The sequence below is a fragment of the Bacillus sp. SIMBA_005 genome, assembly GCF_046535585.1.
In the GTDB taxonomy this organism is placed as follows: domain Bacteria; phylum Bacillota; class Bacilli; order Bacillales; family Bacillaceae; genus Bacillus; species Bacillus pumilus.
In genome coordinates this window covers 28,202-45,021 of sequence record NZ_JAWRWI010000001.1, presented here as the reverse complement: position 1 = coordinate 45,021, position 16,820 = coordinate 28,202, and the positions used below count along the sequence as shown (strand labels likewise).

The following is a 16,820-nucleotide window of genomic DNA, read 5'->3' as shown; positions in this document are numbered from 1 at the left end:
GCCTTTTCTTATTCAATGATTTTCAACCCTACTGCCGCAGATAAAATCAATGCGATGAAGAAAATACGTTTTGCATCTTTCGACTCTCCGTAAAAGAGCATACCGACCATGGCGCCTCCAGCAGCTCCGATTCCAGTCCAAATGGCGTACGCCGTTCCCATCGGAATCGTGTTCATCGCAAGAGACAGCATCAGAAAGGACATCGAAAAGCCAGCCGCAATGAATAAAATCCATTTGACATGCTTGTCTTTTTGGAATTGGTTCATCATGGTCACACAAAGCATTTCTAAGATGCCTGCTCCAATAAGTAAAAGCCAGCTCATGATTCAGCCTCTCCCTTCTTTTCACCTGTTGTCAGCTTCAGTCCTAATACACCGCACAAAAGCATGACAATCAAAAGCAGTTTGACAAGCTGAACCGGCTCACCAAGCACCATGCCTATGACGACGGTACCTGCTGTACCAAGCCCGGTAAAAACAGCATAAAGTGTGCCAACTGGCAGTACATTTGTTGCTTTCATGAGTAAATAAAAGCTCACGATAATACAAACGATGGTTGCGCCCCATTCTATGAGCGAGTGGGCATATTTCAGCCCCATCACCCAGCCGACTTCAAAGATGGCCGCGATAAAGACATTTCCCCATTTCATCTGATCTTCTCCTTTCTGAACGATTCCAACCAACAAAAAAAGCCTGGAAATCGATCGTTTGATCAAATCTCCCGGGCTTTTATCCCTCCGTGTCCATACGGCCTCTTCTAAAGACCCTATGTGTTTTCTCTCGGACCAGACTGCACCAGCGCACGGAACCCTAGAAAACCAATTCATGATAAACAGATCTGACTTAGAGCAGATTCTGTATTAAAAATCTTACCACACCCCAATATGCCGGTCTACCAGTTTGCTCTCCCTCTTCAAATATACTTGTTCATTTTTCGAAAGAAATGATTTCGGACCGGCGTATACTAAGTGTTAGAAACAGATCAACTGATAAAGAAGATCTGCGGGATATTTCCGTGCTGCCAACCGAAGGGAAATGAGCGTATATGACAATCCATTTATTTTTTATTACTTTGACGATCAAGCGTAAATACAAGGACATGGAGACCGTTCTTTACGAACAAGAAGTCGAAACAATTTATGAAGAAATGAAACAGAAACAACTAAAGTATATGAACTAAAACAGAAAAAATGGAAGAAGGACCAAGTTAGAAACGCCCAGACATTAAAGGAACGGTCATATCGCTGGTATAATGAACTCAGATTGATGAGATGAACGTTCCACTTTAGGATGCTGCATTTACAGATTATCCGTTGTATCGGCCTAAACAATGCTGAAAAACATTTTATAGAAAACCAAGAGGTGGATCATATGATGATAACCAACGAACAGAAACATGAATTTTATCAAGCACTGGTTGACAAGAATCCGCAATATGACGGCACGTTTTTCGCCGGCATTAAGACCACCGGTATCTTCTGCCATGCCACATGTACCGCTAGAAAACCAAAATATGAAAACTGTGAGTTTTTCTTTACAGCAGAGGAAGCACTGCTAGCAGGATATCGTCCGTGCAAGCGCTGCACTCCATTAACATATCCGAACAGCATTCCAGAAGAAGTCAAAACACTCGTTTCAGCAGTTGAAACACATCCTGAAAAACGCTGGAAAGAAGAGGACTTTCGCGAGCTAGGGATTCACTCTGCAACGGCCAGGCGGAAATTCAAAGAAATCTACGGCATGACCTTTGTTCAATATGCGAGATCACGCCGAATGGGGCTTGCCTTTAAAGAAATTATGAATGGAAAAAAAGTGATTGATCAGCAGGTCGCCTTGGGCTATGATTCTTCAAGTGCCTTCAATGATGCCTTTACGAAAATCATGGGAAATCCCCCTAAAAAGACGCAAACCAAAATTCTTCACGCTAATTTTATTTCTACACCGATTGGACGGATGATCAGCGTGACAGATGCGACGCATGTGTATTTACTGGAATTTATGGACAGGCGGGGACTAGAAAAGGAAATTGAGAACATGAGAAAAAAGCATCATGCGCGTATTTTAGTTGGAGAAACAAACGTCCATCAGCAATTAACAAAGGAATTGACCTTATATTTCGAGAAAAAACTGACGCAGTTTACAGTACCACTTTCCATGCATGGCACCCCTTTTCAAATGAAGGTGTGGGACCTGCTCACACGTATTCCTTCAGGCGAAACTAGTTCTTACCGAGATCTTGCTTTGATGCTGGGCGATCCGCATTTGGTCCGGGCGGTAGGGAATGCAAATGGTGCCAATCAGTTGGCAATCATCATTCCATGCCACCGCGTCATTCAAACAAGTGGTGAGCTCGGCGGCTACGGCGGCGGGATCGAACGTAAGAAATATTTACTTCAACTAGAACAGCGGATATAAAAAAACGGCTCTGCTTATTTTGTAAGCGAGCCGTTTTCTTCGTTGCGGGTGATGCTGTAAACATCAATGATTTGGTCCCATTTTGAAATGGTTTTTTCTTTTTTCATGCCCATTTTTAAAGCGACCTTTACCGATGCTTCATTGTCCGGCCGGATTAAGCTTACCATTCGTCTGACTTTCATTTCTTCAAAGCCATAGGTGAGGCACCCTTTTGCGGCTTCAGCAGCATAGCCATTCCCCCACGCTGCTTTCTTAAGCATATAGCCGATTTCAAGTTCTGTTTGTCCTTCAATGTTTTGCAGAACAATTCCGCTTTGTCCAAGTGGTTCATTCGTTTCTTTGTCTTCAATGATCCAGAGAGAAGTATGATAGATGCGGTCATTCTTTTGATTCCATGCAATCCACTCTTTCGTCTGCTGCTCATCCTTCAAAGATGGATAATACTTCATTACTTCTTCATCTTGGAACAACATGTCATATAAAAACGAGGCATCATGTTCATTCATCGTTCTCAGTCTAAGGCGCTCTGTTTCAAGCACTGTGCGTGTTTGAAGTTTCATTTATGAACCTCCCTCACTTACTGATTAAAAAGATCACCGAACAGTCCATTTGAATCTGGGGCAAAGTAATGGATTCCCGCACCGGTTAAACTAGCTGCCAGCGCCGTCCACATCATTAAACTGACTGTCATCCACACCGCAACTTGCTTTCTCTTCGTCCCGAAACTCATGCACATAAACGCCGCTAAATGACTGCCAATGATAAAAGGACCGACTATCGCTAATCCTGGGAGGCCATAACGTTCCCAAATTTTTCTCGCCCGCTGCTGCTTTTTTTCTCCTTTTTCATTGCTTTTGTCCTCTTTTCTCTTTAACCGCCAAGCTTTAAAGCGGTCTACGAAAACAATGAGCAGGAAAACGGTAAAAAAATTGCCGATGAACCCAATAACCGCTGCCGGTACAGGATGCATGCCACTTAAAATGGCCAGCGGAACGACCCCTACCACCTCAAAAAAAGGCAAAGCAGCCAATACAAAAACAAGTACATATCCCCATAAAATATCCAAACACAGAACCCCTTTTCATTTTTGTCCTCTTCCCATTGTAATGAAAAACACGTTACCATTTCTACATTTTTTTAGAAAAAGAAAAGCACATCGGATGGGATGTGCCCTGTTTTTTTACATCGTATTTTCATTTTTCTTATTCGTTCGGCGTAAAACAATGAGCACAAGCCCGACTAAGATCACAATAGATAGTAGACTTTGCAAGAGAAGCACGCTTGGTGATGTCCAGCCAATCCATTCGAATATGAGCTGCGGTCCGAAAAAGATGATTGGAATCAGTGAAATGAGATTCGCTTTCATGATTGCATTAAAAACAATGATACATAACAGCATAAGCAGGATGACGCCCCATCTTTGACCTGAAGTCAGTACAAGTAATGGTGTGCCGAGTTTTTGATCCAATAGTTTGATTGTGACCATTGAAGTCAACTGAAAGATTCCTAAGATCCAGAAATAAAGAAATGCCCGGCCTCCTGTTTGAAAGGAAGACGCTCTAAACATGACAATGATCATGATGACATTGGCTACTAAAACGAGCGGATAACCAATCAATGCATACCAAGAATAGGATAAGCTTTGACTGATCGCATCTGATAAAATCATATAAAAGAGTGAACCAATTAAGAAGGCACTGACAAAAGGAATCCAGTCTTTATGGTTTCCTGACAGCTCTTTTGCAAGTTCATCAGCATAGCCCCGCGGATCTCCGCCAAACAAAGCCTCCCCTGTTTTACCGTCTTTTTCAGCCTCAACCGCATGTGTCGTCAGTTCATCCATCAACTCATCAATTTCGTCCTGATTTTTTCCCTTTGATATGAGATAGAGTTTCACCTCTAGTAGAACGTGTCTTGTTTCTTTTGATACCATAATCTCACTTCCCTTTTTGTAGTAAACAGTTTACATTTTTTGAAAGCTCACTCCAGCGGGTAATAAACTCTATGAGCGCTTTTTCTCCAGCTTGTGTGAGCGTATAGTATTTCCTTTTCGGTCCGCTTGCTGATGCTTTTGTGACAGTGGTCACGAGCTGTTCCTTTTGCATACGCAGCAGGATCGGATAGATACTTCCTTCACTAATTTGATCAAACCCGTAATGCGCGAGCTTCTTCGTCATTTCATATCCATAAATCTCACCCTCTGAAATAATCGACAGCAGGCAGCCTTCTAAAATTCCTTTTAGCATTTGTGTGGATGTTGTCATCTTTGTTCCTCCGATTCCAGTACCTTGCATCACAAGATAGCATCATCTTACCACACACTATCTTGCCATGCAAGATACCATCCTAGAAAAAAATCACCGCTTAAAGGGTGATTTTTACGCCCAAGGCTTATCTGTCCCAAGTGCGTCAGCCAAAGCTTTACTATGCTTTCGGCGGCTCTTTCTTTCCTCTGCCCGCTGCTTCGCTGTTTGATGCAGCATGATTTCTTCCTCTGTTTCCGGCATGACTTGCGGGACTCGTTTTGGCTTCCCATTTTCATCTAGCGAGACAAATGTCAGAAATGAAGTCGCTGCGAGTCTGCGCTCTCCAGACATCAAGTTTTCTTTCATAACTTTAACGAACACTTCCATGGAAGACGTGCCAACCCATGTCACATAGGATTCCAAGCATACTGACTCTTTTTGTCCAATTGGCTCTAAAAAATCAACAGAATCCATAGAAGCCGTGACCGTTTCACTGCGGCTGTGCCTTGCTGCCGAGATGGAAGCAATGTCATCTATATAACTCATTAATTTTCCGCCAAACAAGGTTTGGTGATTATTCGTATCGAGAGGGAATACCCTGCTGGTTTTTACAACTTTCGATTCCTTGCAGTATTTGAAATTTTCTTCTCTCATCATCATAGCTCCTTCTTGCTGTTTTCGTGAATGCGGAACGACTTTTATTAAACACTATTCTTTTAGGTTTGTCTAAACTTTTTGCTTTAGTCTCTTGTGAGAGATTTTCTTTCGGAAATGTTTCAACTATGACTAGAACGAGGAATAATAGAACTATGAACAAACAAGGAGGCCATTTGATGGATTCTATGAGAGCAGAACAAATACACAAAATGCCGCAATGCATGAGTGAATATGACGATTTACAAGAAGTCCTTTTATGCAGTCCCATCTATATGGAAATCAAACAGATCATCAACGAAACCCAAAAGCATTTTGCAAGAGAAAATATTTCTCAAATGAAAGCCATTGCTCAGCATAAGCGATTGATCCAAACCCTACAAGACCATCAAGTACGCCCCATTATGCTTCCTGCAAATGACCGCTTTCCTGAACAGGTCTTTACTCGGGATATTGGGTTTACGATTGGACATACACTCTTTGTTTCAAGCATGGCCGCTCCGGTTCGGCAAGGAGAAGAACAATTGTTAAAAGAGTGGGCACAGGGAAATGGATTGAATACTGTTACCCTGACAAACGGAACAATTGAAGGCGGCGATGTCCTTGTGGATCAAACACGTGTATTTGTTGGAACAAGCAAAAGAACAAACCCAGCCGCTATTCATGAGCTAAAAAAAGAACTGCCGGATCATGACATCATTCCCATTCATCTTCCTCCTCACATTTTGCATCTCGATTGTGTGATGAATATTCTGTCTCATGATGAGATATTGATTTATCCTGAAGCGTTCAAAAAAGAGGATCTTCACCTGCTCAACATGCATTATCATCTCATTGAAATAAGCGAACAAGAGCAATTCACACTCGGACCAAACGTTTTATCCATTGGACAGAAAAAAGTGATTAGTTTGCCTATCAATCAAGAAACAAATGCTACTTTAACCGCTCACGGCTACACTGTCATTGAAGTGAATTTTTCAGAAATCATTAAATCTGGCGGCTCTTTTAGATGCTGCACATTGCCGATTCGGCGTTCATCCACTAAAAAAGCCAGCGTGTAGAACAGCTTGTCTACTTGCTGGCTTTTTATCTGCCTATTTTATTTCTGATCGTATAAATGACAGGCGACATCATGCCCTTCTTCTACTGCTTGTAATGTTGGCTTTTTTTCAGCACACACATCCATCGCTGCAGGACATCTTGTTCGAAATACACAGCCGCTTGGCGGGTTCACTGGACTTGGAATTTCTCCTTTTAAAATGAACCTTTTGCGCTTGTCCTCCACGTCAGGATCTGGAATGGGGATCGCAGACAACAATGCTTGTGTATAGGGATGAAGCGGTGTTTGATATAACGCATCACTGCTGGTCAATTCGACGAGATGACCTAAATACATGACACCGATTCGGTCGCTAATATATTTGACCATCGAAAGATCATGTGCAATAAAGAGAAATGTCAGCCCTTCCTCCATTTGCAGTTTCTTCAGCAGATTCACGACCTGCGCTTGAACAGAGACATCCAGTGCAGAAATTGGCTCATCTGCCACAATAAATTTCGGTGCTAAGGCGAGTGCTCTTGCAATACCGATTCTCTGCCTCTGTCCTCCGCTGAATTCATGAGGATAGCGTGTGGCAAAGTCATAGCTAAGTCCAACAGCTTCCAGTAGTTCTTTCACCCTAGCAACCCTTCTCTTTTGACTCCCATAAAGGTTATGAATCTCCATTGGCTCCAGCATAATATCTTTTACAGACAGCCGCGGATTTAAGGAGGAATACGGGTCTTGAAACACCATTTGAATTTGCCGATTAAAATCAAAGGATTCTTTTTGTGAAAGGTGATGAAGGCTTTTCCCTTCATATAAGGCTTCCCCATCTGTCGGTTCATAAAGACGCATAAGCACTTTGCCAAGTGTGGATTTCCCGCAGCCAGACTCGCCAACAAGACCAAACGTTTCACCTTGTTTCAGCTGAAAGGAGACACCGTCTAGCGCTTTTAACGTTTTTCCTTTCGATAGATGAAAATGTTTTTTGAGATTGTTTACTTGTAAAAGTGGTTCAACTGCCATGACCTTTGCTCCTCTCGCTTGGCAAATACCGTCTTGCACCTGCCCATTCTTTTTCATATGAAGTGCCAGCAAGGGAAAGAAGTTCAATTTCTCTGCCGGTTTTAGGCGAGTGAAGCATCATACCGTCACCTGCATAGATCCCTACATGGCGGACAGCTCCCTTTCCGTTGTCATTGGCGAAAAACAATAAGTCGCCTTGTTCTAAATGGCTTGATGCGACCGGTGTTCCTTGCACTGCTTGGTCACTTGCGTCCCTCGGCAAAAGATATCCGCTCGCTTTATACATGCTGTAAGCAAACCCCGAACAGTCATAGCCAAAGCTGCTCATGCCGCCCCATAAATACGAAAGGCCAATAAAGTGTTTTCCCTTTTCTACAACATCTTTGCCGGTCTTAGAGGAAGTGGAGGAAACTGGCTGCACATCTTCTTTATTGATTTCTCTCGTCCCTGCTGGTGTGACAACACGAAAGCAATCACTCGTTTCTTCTAAAGCTGCGAGCTCTGTTAAAAAACTAATTTCCATGTCCGCTTGCCCGTTTTGATAGAGCGTGGCTTTTTTCTGACAAACGATATGAGAAATAGCTGGCGCACTTCCTTCTGTCACTTGCTTTAGTTGGTTCGCAGGTATATAGCCAGGATAGCCTTGTGGATGTTTCCGGCTGGCCTGCTGCGGAATAACGACTTTCATCCAGCCGTCTGTCTCTTCTAATCCAATGACTCGTTCACCGAGCAGTACTTGCGACTGGATCAGGTTTTCTTCACATAAAGCCAGTTTTTCTTCATATGTTTGCTTGTCAATCCACTCTTTGATTTTGAAGGAGCTCTGAAGTACCTTTTGATCGATTTCTCTCGGTGACTGCGGCGCTGTCCATACATTCGCAACTGGAACCTTTGATTCAAATATCATCATGAGACTCCTTTCACCCCTTGAATGCCTAATCCATGATGCGGCGGGAAAAAGATATCTTTTCCTTTGTACACGATTCCTCCGTCTACCATGTCCTCTTTTAGCATCAGCGGGGCATCAAAATCATAGCGGTTGATATTCGGCTGGCTTGCGGCGAGATGAGCGGCTGCTGTAATGCCGAGTTTTGACTCAATCATACTGCCAACCATGCACTTTACGCCGTATGCTTCTGCCAAAGCATTGATTTTTAAGGCCTCTTTTATGCCGCCTGATTTCATTAATTTTAAATTGATCAAATCACAGCTTCTCGTTTCAAGCACCTTGATCGCATCATGAAAACTGAAAATGCTTTCATCTGCCATAATGAGTGTATCTGTTGCCTCCGTCACACGGCGCAGACCTTCGATATCTTCTTTTGGCACTGGCTGCTCGACTAGTTCGATATTCAGCGCCTCCATTTTTCGAATGGCTACGACCGCTTCCTTCCACGTCCAGCCCTGATTCGCATCGAGCCTGATCTGAATATCCGGTCCGACCTTTTCTCGAATTCGCTTGATACGCTGAATATCCGTGTCTATATCATCTTTTCCTACCTTGATCTTTAATGTCTGAAAGCCTTCTGCTGCGTATTGCTTCGCATCTTCCGCCATCTCAAGCGGCCGGTTCACACTGACCGTATAATCTGTTTCAAGCTGACTGCGATATCCGCCAAGGTATTGATAAAGCGGAAGTCCTGCCTGCTTCGCTAAGCCATCATAAATGGCCATGTCAACCGCTGCCTTTGCGCTTGTGTTGCAAGCGAGCACACGGTTCAAACGAGAAAAAATCTGTTCATACTCGGACAAGGAAGCCCCAAGCAATATCGGTCTGATCACTTCACAGATGGCATAGTCGATGCTTTCCAGCGTTTCACCTGTAATCACCGCTGTCGGGACTGCCTCTCCGTAGCTGACGTCACCTTGATCATATGTGATGATAACAATCAGAGATGCTGCGTCATACACCGTTCGCAAAGCGGTTTTGAACGGTTTTTTTAGCGGTACGCTCATTCTGCATGTACGAACATCGACGATTTTCATTTGATCGCCTCTTTCGCTGCAACACCGGGAGAAATGTGCAGTTTTTTCCCTGTCGCATCTAATGCAGCCTGCGTGCCCATTGGAATGGCAAAGTTCGGCGAAGAATGGCCAATCCGAAAGCCCCCAAGTGCAGGCTTTTTTTGCGGCACAATGTAGGTGTCCCATACTTGATTCAATGTGAGGGACTGATCTTTCTTTTTTGGTTCACATTGATGAAAATCTCCAATGATGAATCCAGCTGCATCATCCAATTTTCCCGCAGATGTGAGGTGCTGCATCATTCGATCAATTTTATAGGGCTCTTCATCAATATCTTCAATGAACAAAAGCTTTCCCTTCGTATCGATTTCAAAAGGTGTACCAAGTGTCGTCACGATGAGGGCAAGATTTCCTCCTACAATCTCACCTAAAGCGGTGCCCGGATAGAAAGTATGAAGGGGTGACAAGTGGTGCGCATACGTAAAGGCTTTCGGTGCGAACAGCTGTAAAAAGGTATCTTTCGTATAAGGATGGACCTCCTCAAGTCCCACATCAGAGGAGAGCATTGGACCATGAAACGTCACAAGACCCGTCTGCTGCTGGATGGCCGTATGTAAAAACGTAATATCACTATAGCCCCAAAAAATTTTTGGATTCCGGCGAATCAGGTCATAGTCAATGGCTTCCGCAAGTCTGCCAGTCCCATATCCTCCGCAAGCACAAATAACCGCTTTCACTTCTGGATCTTGAAACATACGGTGGAGATCCTCCACTCTTTCATGATCATGACCTGCTAAATACCCGTACCGGCGGCCCAAATACTTCCCTTTTTTCACCTTTAGCCCGAGGCTTTCTAAAAAGGCAATCCCTTTTGCTAATTTCAGCTCATCAGGCGGGCTTGCTGGTGCAATAATCCCCACCGTATCCCCTGTTTGAAGTGCCACTGGCAGCTGGCTCATGCCATATCCCCTCTTTCTTTTCGTTTCTTTCAATCTATGGGTTTCTGCTTCATAACATGAACGAATAAAGGAACAGACGCTTTTATTTCAAAGCGTCTTTTGATCCTAATATCACTCTCCATCTACTTGTGCCCATTTCAAATCGATATACCCAACAGGGTGACGGACAATCCCTTTCACGCCTTCTTTTTGTAAATGGACTTGATTATAAAAATGAATCGGGATGATCGGTGCTTCTTCAATGAGAAGTACCTCTGCATCATGAAGAATGTTGTTTCTCTTTTGCTCATCTGCTTCTTGGCTTGCCTTTTTGATCAACTGATCATAGGTATCGTTGGACCATCCTGTCCGGTTCATCGCATTCCCTGTTTGAAAGCTCTCTAGGAAGTTGATTGGATCTGCATAGTCTGCTAAAAATGAACTTTGTGAGAATTGGAATTTCAGCGCCTTTTGATCTTCTGCAAATACATTGGCTTCCATGTTTGCAAGCTTTACATCTACACCTAGCGCTTCTTTCAGCTGCTGTTGGATGGCTTCAGCTTTTTTCTTGTTCTCAGGCTTTGTACTATATGTCAATGTGACGGCTGGCAGTTTTGAATAGTTCTCTTCTTTCAGCCCTTTTTCTAATAGCTTCGCAGCTTCACTCTTATCATTCTTCACAAGATCACCGCCAGCTTCTCTGAAATCCTCGCCATTTGAATCTAGAATGCCTGGCGAGACGAAAGCACGTGCTGGCTTCTCTTCATTTTTTGTCACATAATCCACGATATCTTGCGGGTTGATCGCCATTTGAAAAGCTTTGCGGATGTTCTTATTTTGAAAAGGTTCCATGTTTACATTCAGACGATAAAAAAACAATCCAGCCTGGTCTTCAATTTGTACATCTTTATTTTTCAGCAGATTTTCACTTTGCTCTGCTGGGACAAAGGCAGTATCTAAATCTCCTGATTGATACATTTGATAGTCTGTGTTTCGATCACTGATCATCAGCCACTTCACTTGATCCAGCTTAACTGATTTTTCATCCCAATACGTCTCACTTTTTTCCATTGTGAAGCTCTCATCATGCTTCCACTCTGTCAGCTTGAACGGTCCATTTCCGACAAAGGTTTTGGCGTCTTTTGCCCAGTTTGGGTCCTTCTTTGCTACCAGTTCATTGACAGGAAAAAAGGCAGGGTTTGCGGTCATATTTAAGAACGATTTCTGCGGATATGCTAGTGTGACCTTAAGCGTTTTGTCATTTACAGCGCTGACTTTCACGTCTTCTTTCTTTCCTTTTCCGCTGTTAAATGCCTCTCCGCCTTCTATCATGTACGCTAGGAATGATGCGGAGGAGCCTGTTTTCGGATCAAGCAGCCGCTTCCACGCATATTCAAAGTCACTCGCTTTCACTGGATCACCATTTGACCACTTGATGCCGTCTCTTAAATGGAACGTGTACGTTTTTCCATCCTTTGAAATCTCCCATTTTTCCGCCATTGCAGGAGATGGTTCATGCTTTTCATTCAGTCTTGTTAATCCCTCCATTAGGTTATTGAGTCCTTGCCACGATACATTATTAAAACCAATCGGCGGATCAAACGACGTCGGTTCGTTTTCGTTATTTAAGGTTAATACTTTCTTTTCACCCTCTTTGCTTGATGATCCTTTCCCTGCTTGCTCATTGGCTGTACACCCTGCGAGCAGCATGATCGTGAACAAGCATATACTGATGATCCATCCCTTTTTTCTCATCAAAAACTCCCCCTTTGTGTTGAAGATAAAACGGTTTGATTCGCACGCTCATCTTGGAGCCAGCAATGCACTGTATGGGTAGGTGACCGCTGCGTTTCATGCGGCATGATATGATCACATACCTTCATGGCGGCAGGGCAGCGATCTGTATACGGACAGCCCTTTGGTGGAGCAAATAAATCAGGCGGGCTTCCTTCAATTGGAATGAGTTCATCTTTCATATCAAGTCTTGGAACAGATTGCAGAAGTCCTTTTGTATAAGGATGCTGCGGACTGTAAAAAATATCTCGCCTCGTTCCGACCTCCACCATTTTCCCTCCGTACATGACCGCCACTCGGTCTGCGACTTGGGCTACGACCCCTAAATCATGTGTGATTAAAATAATGGTGACCCCTGTTTTTCTCTGAATCTCTTTAAACAGCTCTAATATTTGTGCTTGTATGGTCACATCCAGTGCGGTCGTTGGTTCATCAGCAATCAGCACTTTCGGCTCGCAAATCAGTGCCATGGCAATCATGAGCCGCTGCCTCATTCCCCCGCTGAACTGATGAGGGTATTGCTTTAGCCTTTCCTTCGGCTGCGGAATGCCGACCAAATCAAGCATCCGAATGGCGGCTTCTTTCACTTCTTTATTCGTCAGCTTTTGATGCTCCTTTGCCGCCTCCATGAGCTGATCGCCGATTGTCAAGGTTGGGTTCAGTGCGGTCATGGGATCTTGGAAGATCATCGAAATATCGACACCTCGTATGGCGCGCATTTCTTTTTCAGATAATGACAGCAAATTTCGGTCTTCAAACCAGATTTCTCCCTGATCAACATGAGCGCTGTATGCTGGCAGCAGCCTCATGATACTTTGTGAAGTCACACTTTTCCCGCAGCCTGATTCTCCTACAATGGCAAGGGTTTCTTTTTCATATACATCCACATTCACTCCGTGTACCGCTCGAACTGAGCCGCCATATGTCCGAAAGCTGACGTGCAGATCGATGATTTGTAGAACTTTTTTCAAAGCGCCATCACCTCTTCATCTTCGGATCAAGCGCATCTTGCAAGCCATCACCTAAATTGTTAAAGCAAAACATCGTGAGTGAAATAAAAAACGCAGGGAAAAATAAACGCCACCAATGCCCGTTATTTGACAGCACTGTTGGCAGCGCATCATTGGCCATCACGCCCCAGCTTGCAAACGGTGCTTGAATGCCTAAACCAAGAAAGCTTAGGAACGCTTCTGCAAATATCGCGGTCGGTACAGTTAAGGTCATCTGAACGATAATCGGCCCCATCGTATTCGGCAGCAGGTTGCGGCGAATGATACGCAGACTCTTTGCACCAAAGGTTTTTGAGGCAAGGACATATTCCTGGCTTTTCAACTGAAGAACTTGACCTCTCACGATTCTTGCCATGCCAATCCATCCGGTGACAGTGAGCGCTACAATAATGGTGACAAGCCCTGGCCCCATCAGAACCATCAATAAAATGACAACAAGTAAATAAGGAAGACCATAGAGCACCTCGACGATTCGCATCATGACATGGTCATATCTCCCGCCCTTATAACCGGCAATCCCTCCATAGATCACGCCGATAGCAAAATCAATCAGGGCTGCCATGACGCCTACAAATAACGAAATACGTGCCCCGTACCATGTACGCGTGAACACATCTCGTCCAAGCTCATCCGTTCCGAACCAGTGAGCAGCGGATGGCGGCAGATTTTGCATCGAAAGACGCTGCTCTGTCACGCTATTAGGTGCAAGCAATGGGCCTAATAGTGCCATGATAAAAAGAAAAATCAATACCGATAGACTAAACATCGCAAGCTTATTTTGCTTCAGTCGTCTCCATGTGTCTGCCCAATACGAAAGAGAGGGTCTTTTAATAGCATGGGCCTCCGTTTTCTTTTGCTCTCTCGGAGAAAACCATTCGTCCGGCACTTCATGATGCGGATTCGGTTGATCCTGATGCAAGTGTATACTCATGCCTTTCCTCCTTTCTGATGCAGCTGAATCCTCGGATCAAGCAGGCGATACGCCACATCAACAATGAAAAGAAGTGTGATTAAAATAATGCTGTAAAAAACAGTGGTTCCCATGATGACAGGATAATCACGGTTGTTAATACTCTCGACAAAGTATTTTCCCATGCCAGGAATCGCAAATATTTTTTCAATGACAAAACTTCCTGTTAAAATACTTGCGACAAGTGTTCCAAGAATGGTCACAACAGGCAAAAGCGCATTTCGAAGCGCATGTTTGAACACAATTTTAAAGGGAGAAAGTCCTTTTGCTTTAGCAGTGCGAATATAGTCCTGAGACAGCACTTCAATCATGCTCGATCTTGTTAACCGGGCAATAATGGCCATCGGACTAACGGCAAGAGCAATGGTTGGCAGCACCATATGCATCGGACTTGTCCACATCGCTGTAGGAAAGAGCTTCAAATTCACAGCAAGCTGCTGAATTAATAAAGTAGCAAAGATGAAGTTTGGAATGGATATACCGAAAACAGCAATGGTCATGGCGATATAATCAATCAAGCCATTGTGCCGGAGGGCAGCCATGACCCCAAGCAGGATGCCGGAGATGACAGCAATCAATATTGAGATAAGACCAAGTTCTAATGAGACTGGGAAGCCTCTCGCCAATAGATCATTGACACTTTCAGAAGGCTTTTTAATGGAAGGACCAAAATCAAAGGTAACGATGGATTTTAAATAGATGACATATTGAACATACAGTGGTTCGTCTAAGTGATAGTAGCTTTCGAGGTTTCGCTGGACCGTTTCGTTTGTATTACGTTCTTCATTGAAAGGCGATCCTGGGATGACCTTCATTAAAATAAACGTTAACGTCGTAATTGTTAAGATCGTGGCAATCATCGCAATAAAACGCTTGAGCAAAAAGCTGGTCATCTGCCGTCTCCCCCTCGTTTAACAAAATGTTGTACGTGCGGCAAGCTCTGTCATGACAAGCATCGCTTGGTAGGCTTCTAATATATTCTCTGCTTGATACGTCACCGTTGTTGTTCCTTCTATGATGGCAGTACCTGGCATTAAATTCGCCCATTCAGCTTGTCCATAATTGGCAAACTCAATCTTCAGCAGCGGCTGATCAGGAGGCGTCAGCGGCTTGATGTGATGAATCTGTTTCATTGCAGCTTCCACTTGCTGCGAGATTTGTTGGTTGACTTTGGCAGGAGTGAGACATTTCACAGCAGATCTTGATATGGTCTCTTTCACTGCCACTGTTTTCACACCAGGCATCAGCTTTTCTGCTTCAAGTGCTGCTTGATCATCTCCGCAAACAAGAATCACCGGCACACCATAGTAGCCTGCAACATACGCATTAAAGCCCATTTCACCAATTGGATGATCATTTATGTAAAAATGTCTGACACCAAAAATCATACTGTGGGACATCACACCTTTCATAGACGCCCTCGCATGATAGCCTAAAAAAACAGCAGCGTCATAGGATTGATCTAACCCTTGAACCATTGAATAAGGCTTGACGTCACCAGATATAAGAGATGCCTCTTCATGCAATTCTTCAATCAACAAATTATTCATTTTTGAATGACTGTCATTGACCAAGATGTCGGTTGCGCCATGCTGAAGAAGAGCCTCCACACAGGCATTCACTTCACCTGTCATGATCTTTCTGCCCCGTTCATAATTGTGCTGACGGGCATCGACAAATGTATGATCAGCTAGACCAGTAATCCCCTCCATATCGACAGATACATAGAGCTTCATCCCCATCCCCCTTTAATTAAACTTAAAATTTGTGTATATTTTTCTAAATTTTCTAAAAAATTATATGATTACTTGATTGATTTTTCAATACAATGTCTGAAAATAAGGTAATTAGACTCAGATAATACAGGTCAAAAGACTTTGTGACAAAGGATTTTTTTAACAAATAAAACACCACTAACTATGTCTTTAGTGGTGTTTGTCCGCTTCGTTAATCTGTGTTTTTAGCTGTTTATATTTCTTCATGGTTTGTGTAAATAGATCATCAAACATCTGAGGTGCCTGTTTTTGAATAACCTCGGCGCCTTCTCCTGTAATGCCCCCTTTTGTCGCCACTCTATCGACGGTTTCAGCAAAGGTGAGGCCTCGTTCTACAAGGACTTGACCTGTGCCTAAAAGGGCATACGTTAAAAATTCATACGCTTCCTCTAAGGAAAGCTCACTGTTTCTCACAGCAGCTCTCGCCATTTCTTCAAAAAGAGCAGCGATAAAACCAGGAGATGAGCTCGTCAAGTTACTCGCCGCATCAAACTGGTCTTCCCCTATTTCACGTACGATACTAAAAGCTGAAAGGAGACGATGCAAACGCACCTTTTCTTCCTCTCCAGCAGTTTCACCATGCGCAACGAGGGATACGCCCGTTCCAACAGCTGACGTGAGCGTTGGGATGTATCTGGAAATTGGGTGAGTCGTATGCTTTGATAACTTGTCTAACGTCACAGCCGCGGCTACTGACACAATATGAACCGATTTGGCTGCTGAAGGCAGTTGATCGAGTACATCAAGTACAGCAAGCGGCGGCACGCAGATAAAAAGTACATCACATGACGCAGAAAGTTCGTCTAATGAGCAGATGTTTATTTCTTGATGCTTGTCTTTGAGTTGAAGCAGGCGGTCCGTTTCACTTCTTGTATGGATCATGATTTGATGGGCATTGAGCACTTCTTTTTCCAGCCATTTTTGCACCATCATATCAGCCATGCTTCCATATCCAATGATTCCAATTTTCTCCACAGTTTAATCTC

General features: G+C 43.7%; 20 protein-coding genes and 1 riboswitch. Of the genes, 3 read left to right on the top strand and 17 right to left on the bottom strand.

Going from position 1 to position 16,820, the window contains the following annotated elements:
- Positions 1–8 precede the first annotated feature (8 nt).
- Both SB660_RS00250 and SB660_RS00245 read right to left on the bottom strand, forming a co-directional pair.
- Positions 9–323, bottom strand: a complete 315-nt coding sequence (locus SB660_RS00250; protein ID WP_012009690.1) for a DMT family transporter — start codon at positions 321–323, stop codon at positions 9–11.
- Positions 320–649: a DMT family transporter gene (locus SB660_RS00245; RefSeq protein WP_169056365.1), complete on the bottom strand. Its 330-nt coding sequence runs from the start codon at positions 647–649 to the stop codon at positions 320–322. The genes SB660_RS00250 and SB660_RS00245 overlap by 4 nt, the downstream gene beginning before the upstream one ends.
- Positions 650–715: 66 nt before the next feature.
- A riboswitch (guanidine-I (ykkC/yxkD leader) is annotated at positions 716–824 on the bottom strand.
- A gap of 220 nt (positions 825–1,044) precedes the next feature.
- On the opposite strand from SB660_RS00245, the gene SB660_RS00240 reads away from it, so the two are divergent.
- Together SB660_RS00240 and SB660_RS00235 are read left to right on the top strand one after the other, a co-directional pair.
- Positions 1,045–1,179 carry a YrzI family small protein gene (locus SB660_RS00240; protein ID WP_081042291.1) on the top strand — a complete coding sequence of 45 codons (135 nt, stop codon included), beginning with the start codon at positions 1,045–1,047 and terminating at the stop codon, positions 1,177–1,179.
- Positions 1,180–1,370: 191 nt separating this feature from the next.
- Positions 1,371–2,414 (top strand): bifunctional transcriptional activator/DNA repair enzyme AdaA, encoded by a 1,044-nt coding sequence (locus SB660_RS00235; RefSeq protein ID WP_410580840.1) that lies wholly within the window; start codon positions 1,371–1,373, stop codon positions 2,412–2,414.
- A gap of 14 nt (positions 2,415–2,428) precedes the next feature.
- On the opposite strand, the gene SB660_RS00230 is transcribed toward SB660_RS00235, so the two are convergent.
- The 5 genes from SB660_RS00230 to SB660_RS00210 form a co-directional block, all read right to left on the bottom strand.
- Positions 2,429–2,974, bottom strand: coding sequence for a GNAT family N-acetyltransferase (locus SB660_RS00230; protein ID WP_180309121.1), 546 nt, complete (start codon positions 2,972–2,974; stop codon positions 2,429–2,431).
- A 17-nt stretch (positions 2,975–2,991) separates the two neighbouring features.
- Positions 2,992–3,480, bottom strand: a complete 489-nt coding sequence (locus SB660_RS00225) for a small multi-drug export protein (protein ID WP_061407489.1) — start codon at positions 3,478–3,480, stop codon at positions 2,992–2,994.
- A gap of 114 nt (positions 3,481–3,594) precedes the next feature.
- A complete protein-coding gene (locus SB660_RS00220) occupies positions 3,595–4,347 on the bottom strand; it encodes an HAAS domain-containing protein (RefSeq protein WP_058014199.1) in 753 nt (250 codons plus the stop codon).
- 4 nt (positions 4,348–4,351) lie between these two features.
- Positions 4,352–4,678, bottom strand: coding sequence for a PadR family transcriptional regulator (locus tag SB660_RS00215; protein WP_058014200.1), 327 nt, complete (start codon positions 4,676–4,678; stop codon positions 4,352–4,354).
- Between the two features lie 114 nt (positions 4,679–4,792).
- Positions 4,793–5,314, bottom strand: a complete 522-nt coding sequence (locus SB660_RS00210; protein WP_058014491.1) for an acyl-CoA thioesterase — start codon at positions 5,312–5,314, stop codon at positions 4,793–4,795.
- A 179-nt stretch (positions 5,315–5,493) separates the two neighbouring features.
- Between SB660_RS00210 and SB660_RS00205 the strand changes: the two genes are divergently transcribed.
- Complete coding sequence (locus tag SB660_RS00205) at positions 5,494–6,375, top strand: dimethylarginine dimethylaminohydrolase family protein (protein ID WP_061407486.1); 882 nt, start codon at positions 5,494–5,496, stop codon at positions 6,373–6,375.
- A gap of 38 nt (positions 6,376–6,413) precedes the next feature.
- Here SB660_RS00205 and SB660_RS00200 read toward each other — a convergent pair whose 3' ends face one another.
- From SB660_RS00200 to proG, 10 genes are all read right to left on the bottom strand, one after another.
- A complete protein-coding gene (locus tag SB660_RS00200; protein ID WP_061407483.1) occupies positions 6,414–7,382 on the bottom strand; it encodes an ABC transporter ATP-binding protein in 969 nt (322 codons plus the stop codon).
- Entirely contained in the window at positions 7,372–8,289 is a 918-nt protein-coding gene (locus SB660_RS00195; protein ID WP_061407480.1) for a C40 family peptidase, read from the bottom strand. Before SB660_RS00195 ends, SB660_RS00200 begins: the two co-directional genes overlap by 11 nt.
- Positions 8,289–9,368: a dipeptide epimerase gene (locus SB660_RS00190; protein ID WP_058014204.1), complete on the bottom strand. Its 1,080-nt coding sequence runs from the start codon at positions 9,366–9,368 to the stop codon at positions 8,289–8,291. Before SB660_RS00190 ends, SB660_RS00195 begins: the two co-directional genes overlap by 1 nt.
- Positions 9,365–10,306: a S66 peptidase family protein gene (locus SB660_RS00185; RefSeq protein ID WP_061407477.1), complete on the bottom strand. Its 942-nt coding sequence runs from the start codon at positions 10,304–10,306 to the stop codon at positions 9,365–9,367. Before SB660_RS00185 ends, SB660_RS00190 begins: the two co-directional genes overlap by 4 nt.
- Positions 10,307–10,417: 111 nt before the next feature.
- Positions 10,418–12,040, bottom strand: coding sequence for a peptide ABC transporter substrate-binding protein (locus SB660_RS00180; protein ID WP_410580834.1), 1,623 nt, complete (start codon positions 12,038–12,040; stop codon positions 10,418–10,420).
- Positions 12,040–13,050: an ABC transporter ATP-binding protein gene (locus SB660_RS00175; protein WP_410580832.1), complete on the bottom strand. Its 1,011-nt coding sequence runs from the start codon at positions 13,048–13,050 to the stop codon at positions 12,040–12,042. The genes SB660_RS00180 and SB660_RS00175 overlap by 1 nt, the downstream gene beginning before the upstream one ends.
- A gap of 7 nt (positions 13,051–13,057) precedes the next feature.
- Positions 13,058–14,020, bottom strand: a complete 963-nt coding sequence (locus SB660_RS00170) for an ABC transporter permease (RefSeq protein WP_268466993.1) — start codon at positions 14,018–14,020, stop codon at positions 13,058–13,060.
- On the bottom strand, positions 14,017–14,952 hold the full coding sequence (locus SB660_RS00165) for an ABC transporter permease (RefSeq protein ID WP_003211100.1): 936 nt from the start codon (positions 14,950–14,952) through the stop codon (positions 14,017–14,019). Before SB660_RS00165 ends, SB660_RS00170 begins: the two co-directional genes overlap by 4 nt.
- Before the next feature lie 18 nt (positions 14,953–14,970).
- A complete protein-coding gene (locus tag SB660_RS00160; protein WP_169056356.1) occupies positions 14,971–15,795 on the bottom strand; it encodes a M55 family metallopeptidase in 825 nt (274 codons plus the stop codon).
- A gap of 189 nt (positions 15,796–15,984) precedes the next feature.
- On the bottom strand, positions 15,985–16,809 hold the full coding sequence (gene proG / locus SB660_RS00155) for a pyrroline-5-carboxylate reductase ProG (RefSeq protein ID WP_410580829.1): 825 nt from the start codon (positions 16,807–16,809) through the stop codon (positions 15,985–15,987).
- Positions 16,810–16,820: the final 11 nt, after the last annotated feature.

Bases quoted from the DNA above. Each gene is read 5' to 3' on its own strand.
- SB660_RS00250 (WP_012009690.1), bottom strand. From the start codon at position 323: ATGAGCTGGCTTTTACTTATTGGAGCAGGCATCTTAGAAATGCTTTGT.
- SB660_RS00245 (WP_169056365.1), bottom strand. From the start codon at position 649: ATGAAATGGGGAAATGTCTTTATCGCGGCCATCTTTGAAGTCGGCTGG.
- SB660_RS00240 (WP_081042291.1), top strand. From the start codon at position 1,045: ATGACAATCCATTTATTTTTTATTACTTTGACGATCAAGCGTAAATAC.
- SB660_RS00235 (WP_410580840.1), top strand. From the start codon at position 1,371: ATGATGATAACCAACGAACAGAAACATGAATTTTATCAAGCACTGGTT.
- SB660_RS00230 (WP_180309121.1), bottom strand. From the start codon at position 2,974: ATGAAACTTCAAACACGCACAGTGCTTGAAACAGAGCGCCTTAGACTG.
- SB660_RS00220 (WP_058014199.1), bottom strand. From the start codon at position 4,347: ATGGTATCAAAAGAAACAAGACACGTTCTACTAGAGGTGAAACTCTAT.
- SB660_RS00215 (WP_058014200.1), bottom strand. From the start codon at position 4,678: ATGACAACATCCACACAAATGCTAAAAGGAATTTTAGAAGGCTGCCTG.
- SB660_RS00210 (WP_058014491.1), bottom strand. From the start codon at position 5,314: ATGAGAGAAGAAAATTTCAAATACTGCAAGGAATCGAAAGTTGTAAAA.
- SB660_RS00205 (WP_061407486.1), top strand. From the start codon at position 5,494: ATGGATTCTATGAGAGCAGAACAAATACACAAAATGCCGCAATGCATG.
- SB660_RS00200 (WP_061407483.1), bottom strand. From the start codon at position 7,382: ATGGCAGTTGAACCACTTTTACAAGTAAACAATCTCAAAAAACATTTT.
- SB660_RS00195 (WP_061407480.1), bottom strand. From the start codon at position 8,289: ATGATATTTGAATCAAAGGTTCCAGTTGCGAATGTATGGACAGCGCCG.
- SB660_RS00190 (WP_058014204.1), bottom strand. From the start codon at position 9,368: ATGAAAATCGTCGATGTTCGTACATGCAGAATGAGCGTACCGCTAAAA.
- SB660_RS00185 (WP_061407477.1), bottom strand. From the start codon at position 10,306: ATGAGCCAGCTGCCAGTGGCACTTCAAACAGGGGATACGGTGGGGATT.
- SB660_RS00180 (WP_410580834.1), bottom strand. From the start codon at position 12,040: ATGAGAAAAAAGGGATGGATCATCAGTATATGCTTGTTCACGATCATG.
- SB660_RS00170 (WP_268466993.1), bottom strand. From the start codon at position 14,020: ATGAGTATACACTTGCATCAGGATCAACCGAATCCGCATCATGAAGTG.
- SB660_RS00165 (WP_003211100.1), bottom strand. From the start codon at position 14,952: ATGACCAGCTTTTTGCTCAAGCGTTTTATTGCGATGATTGCCACGATC.
- SB660_RS00160 (WP_169056356.1), bottom strand. From the start codon at position 15,795: ATGAAGCTCTATGTATCTGTCGATATGGAGGGGATTACTGGTCTAGCT.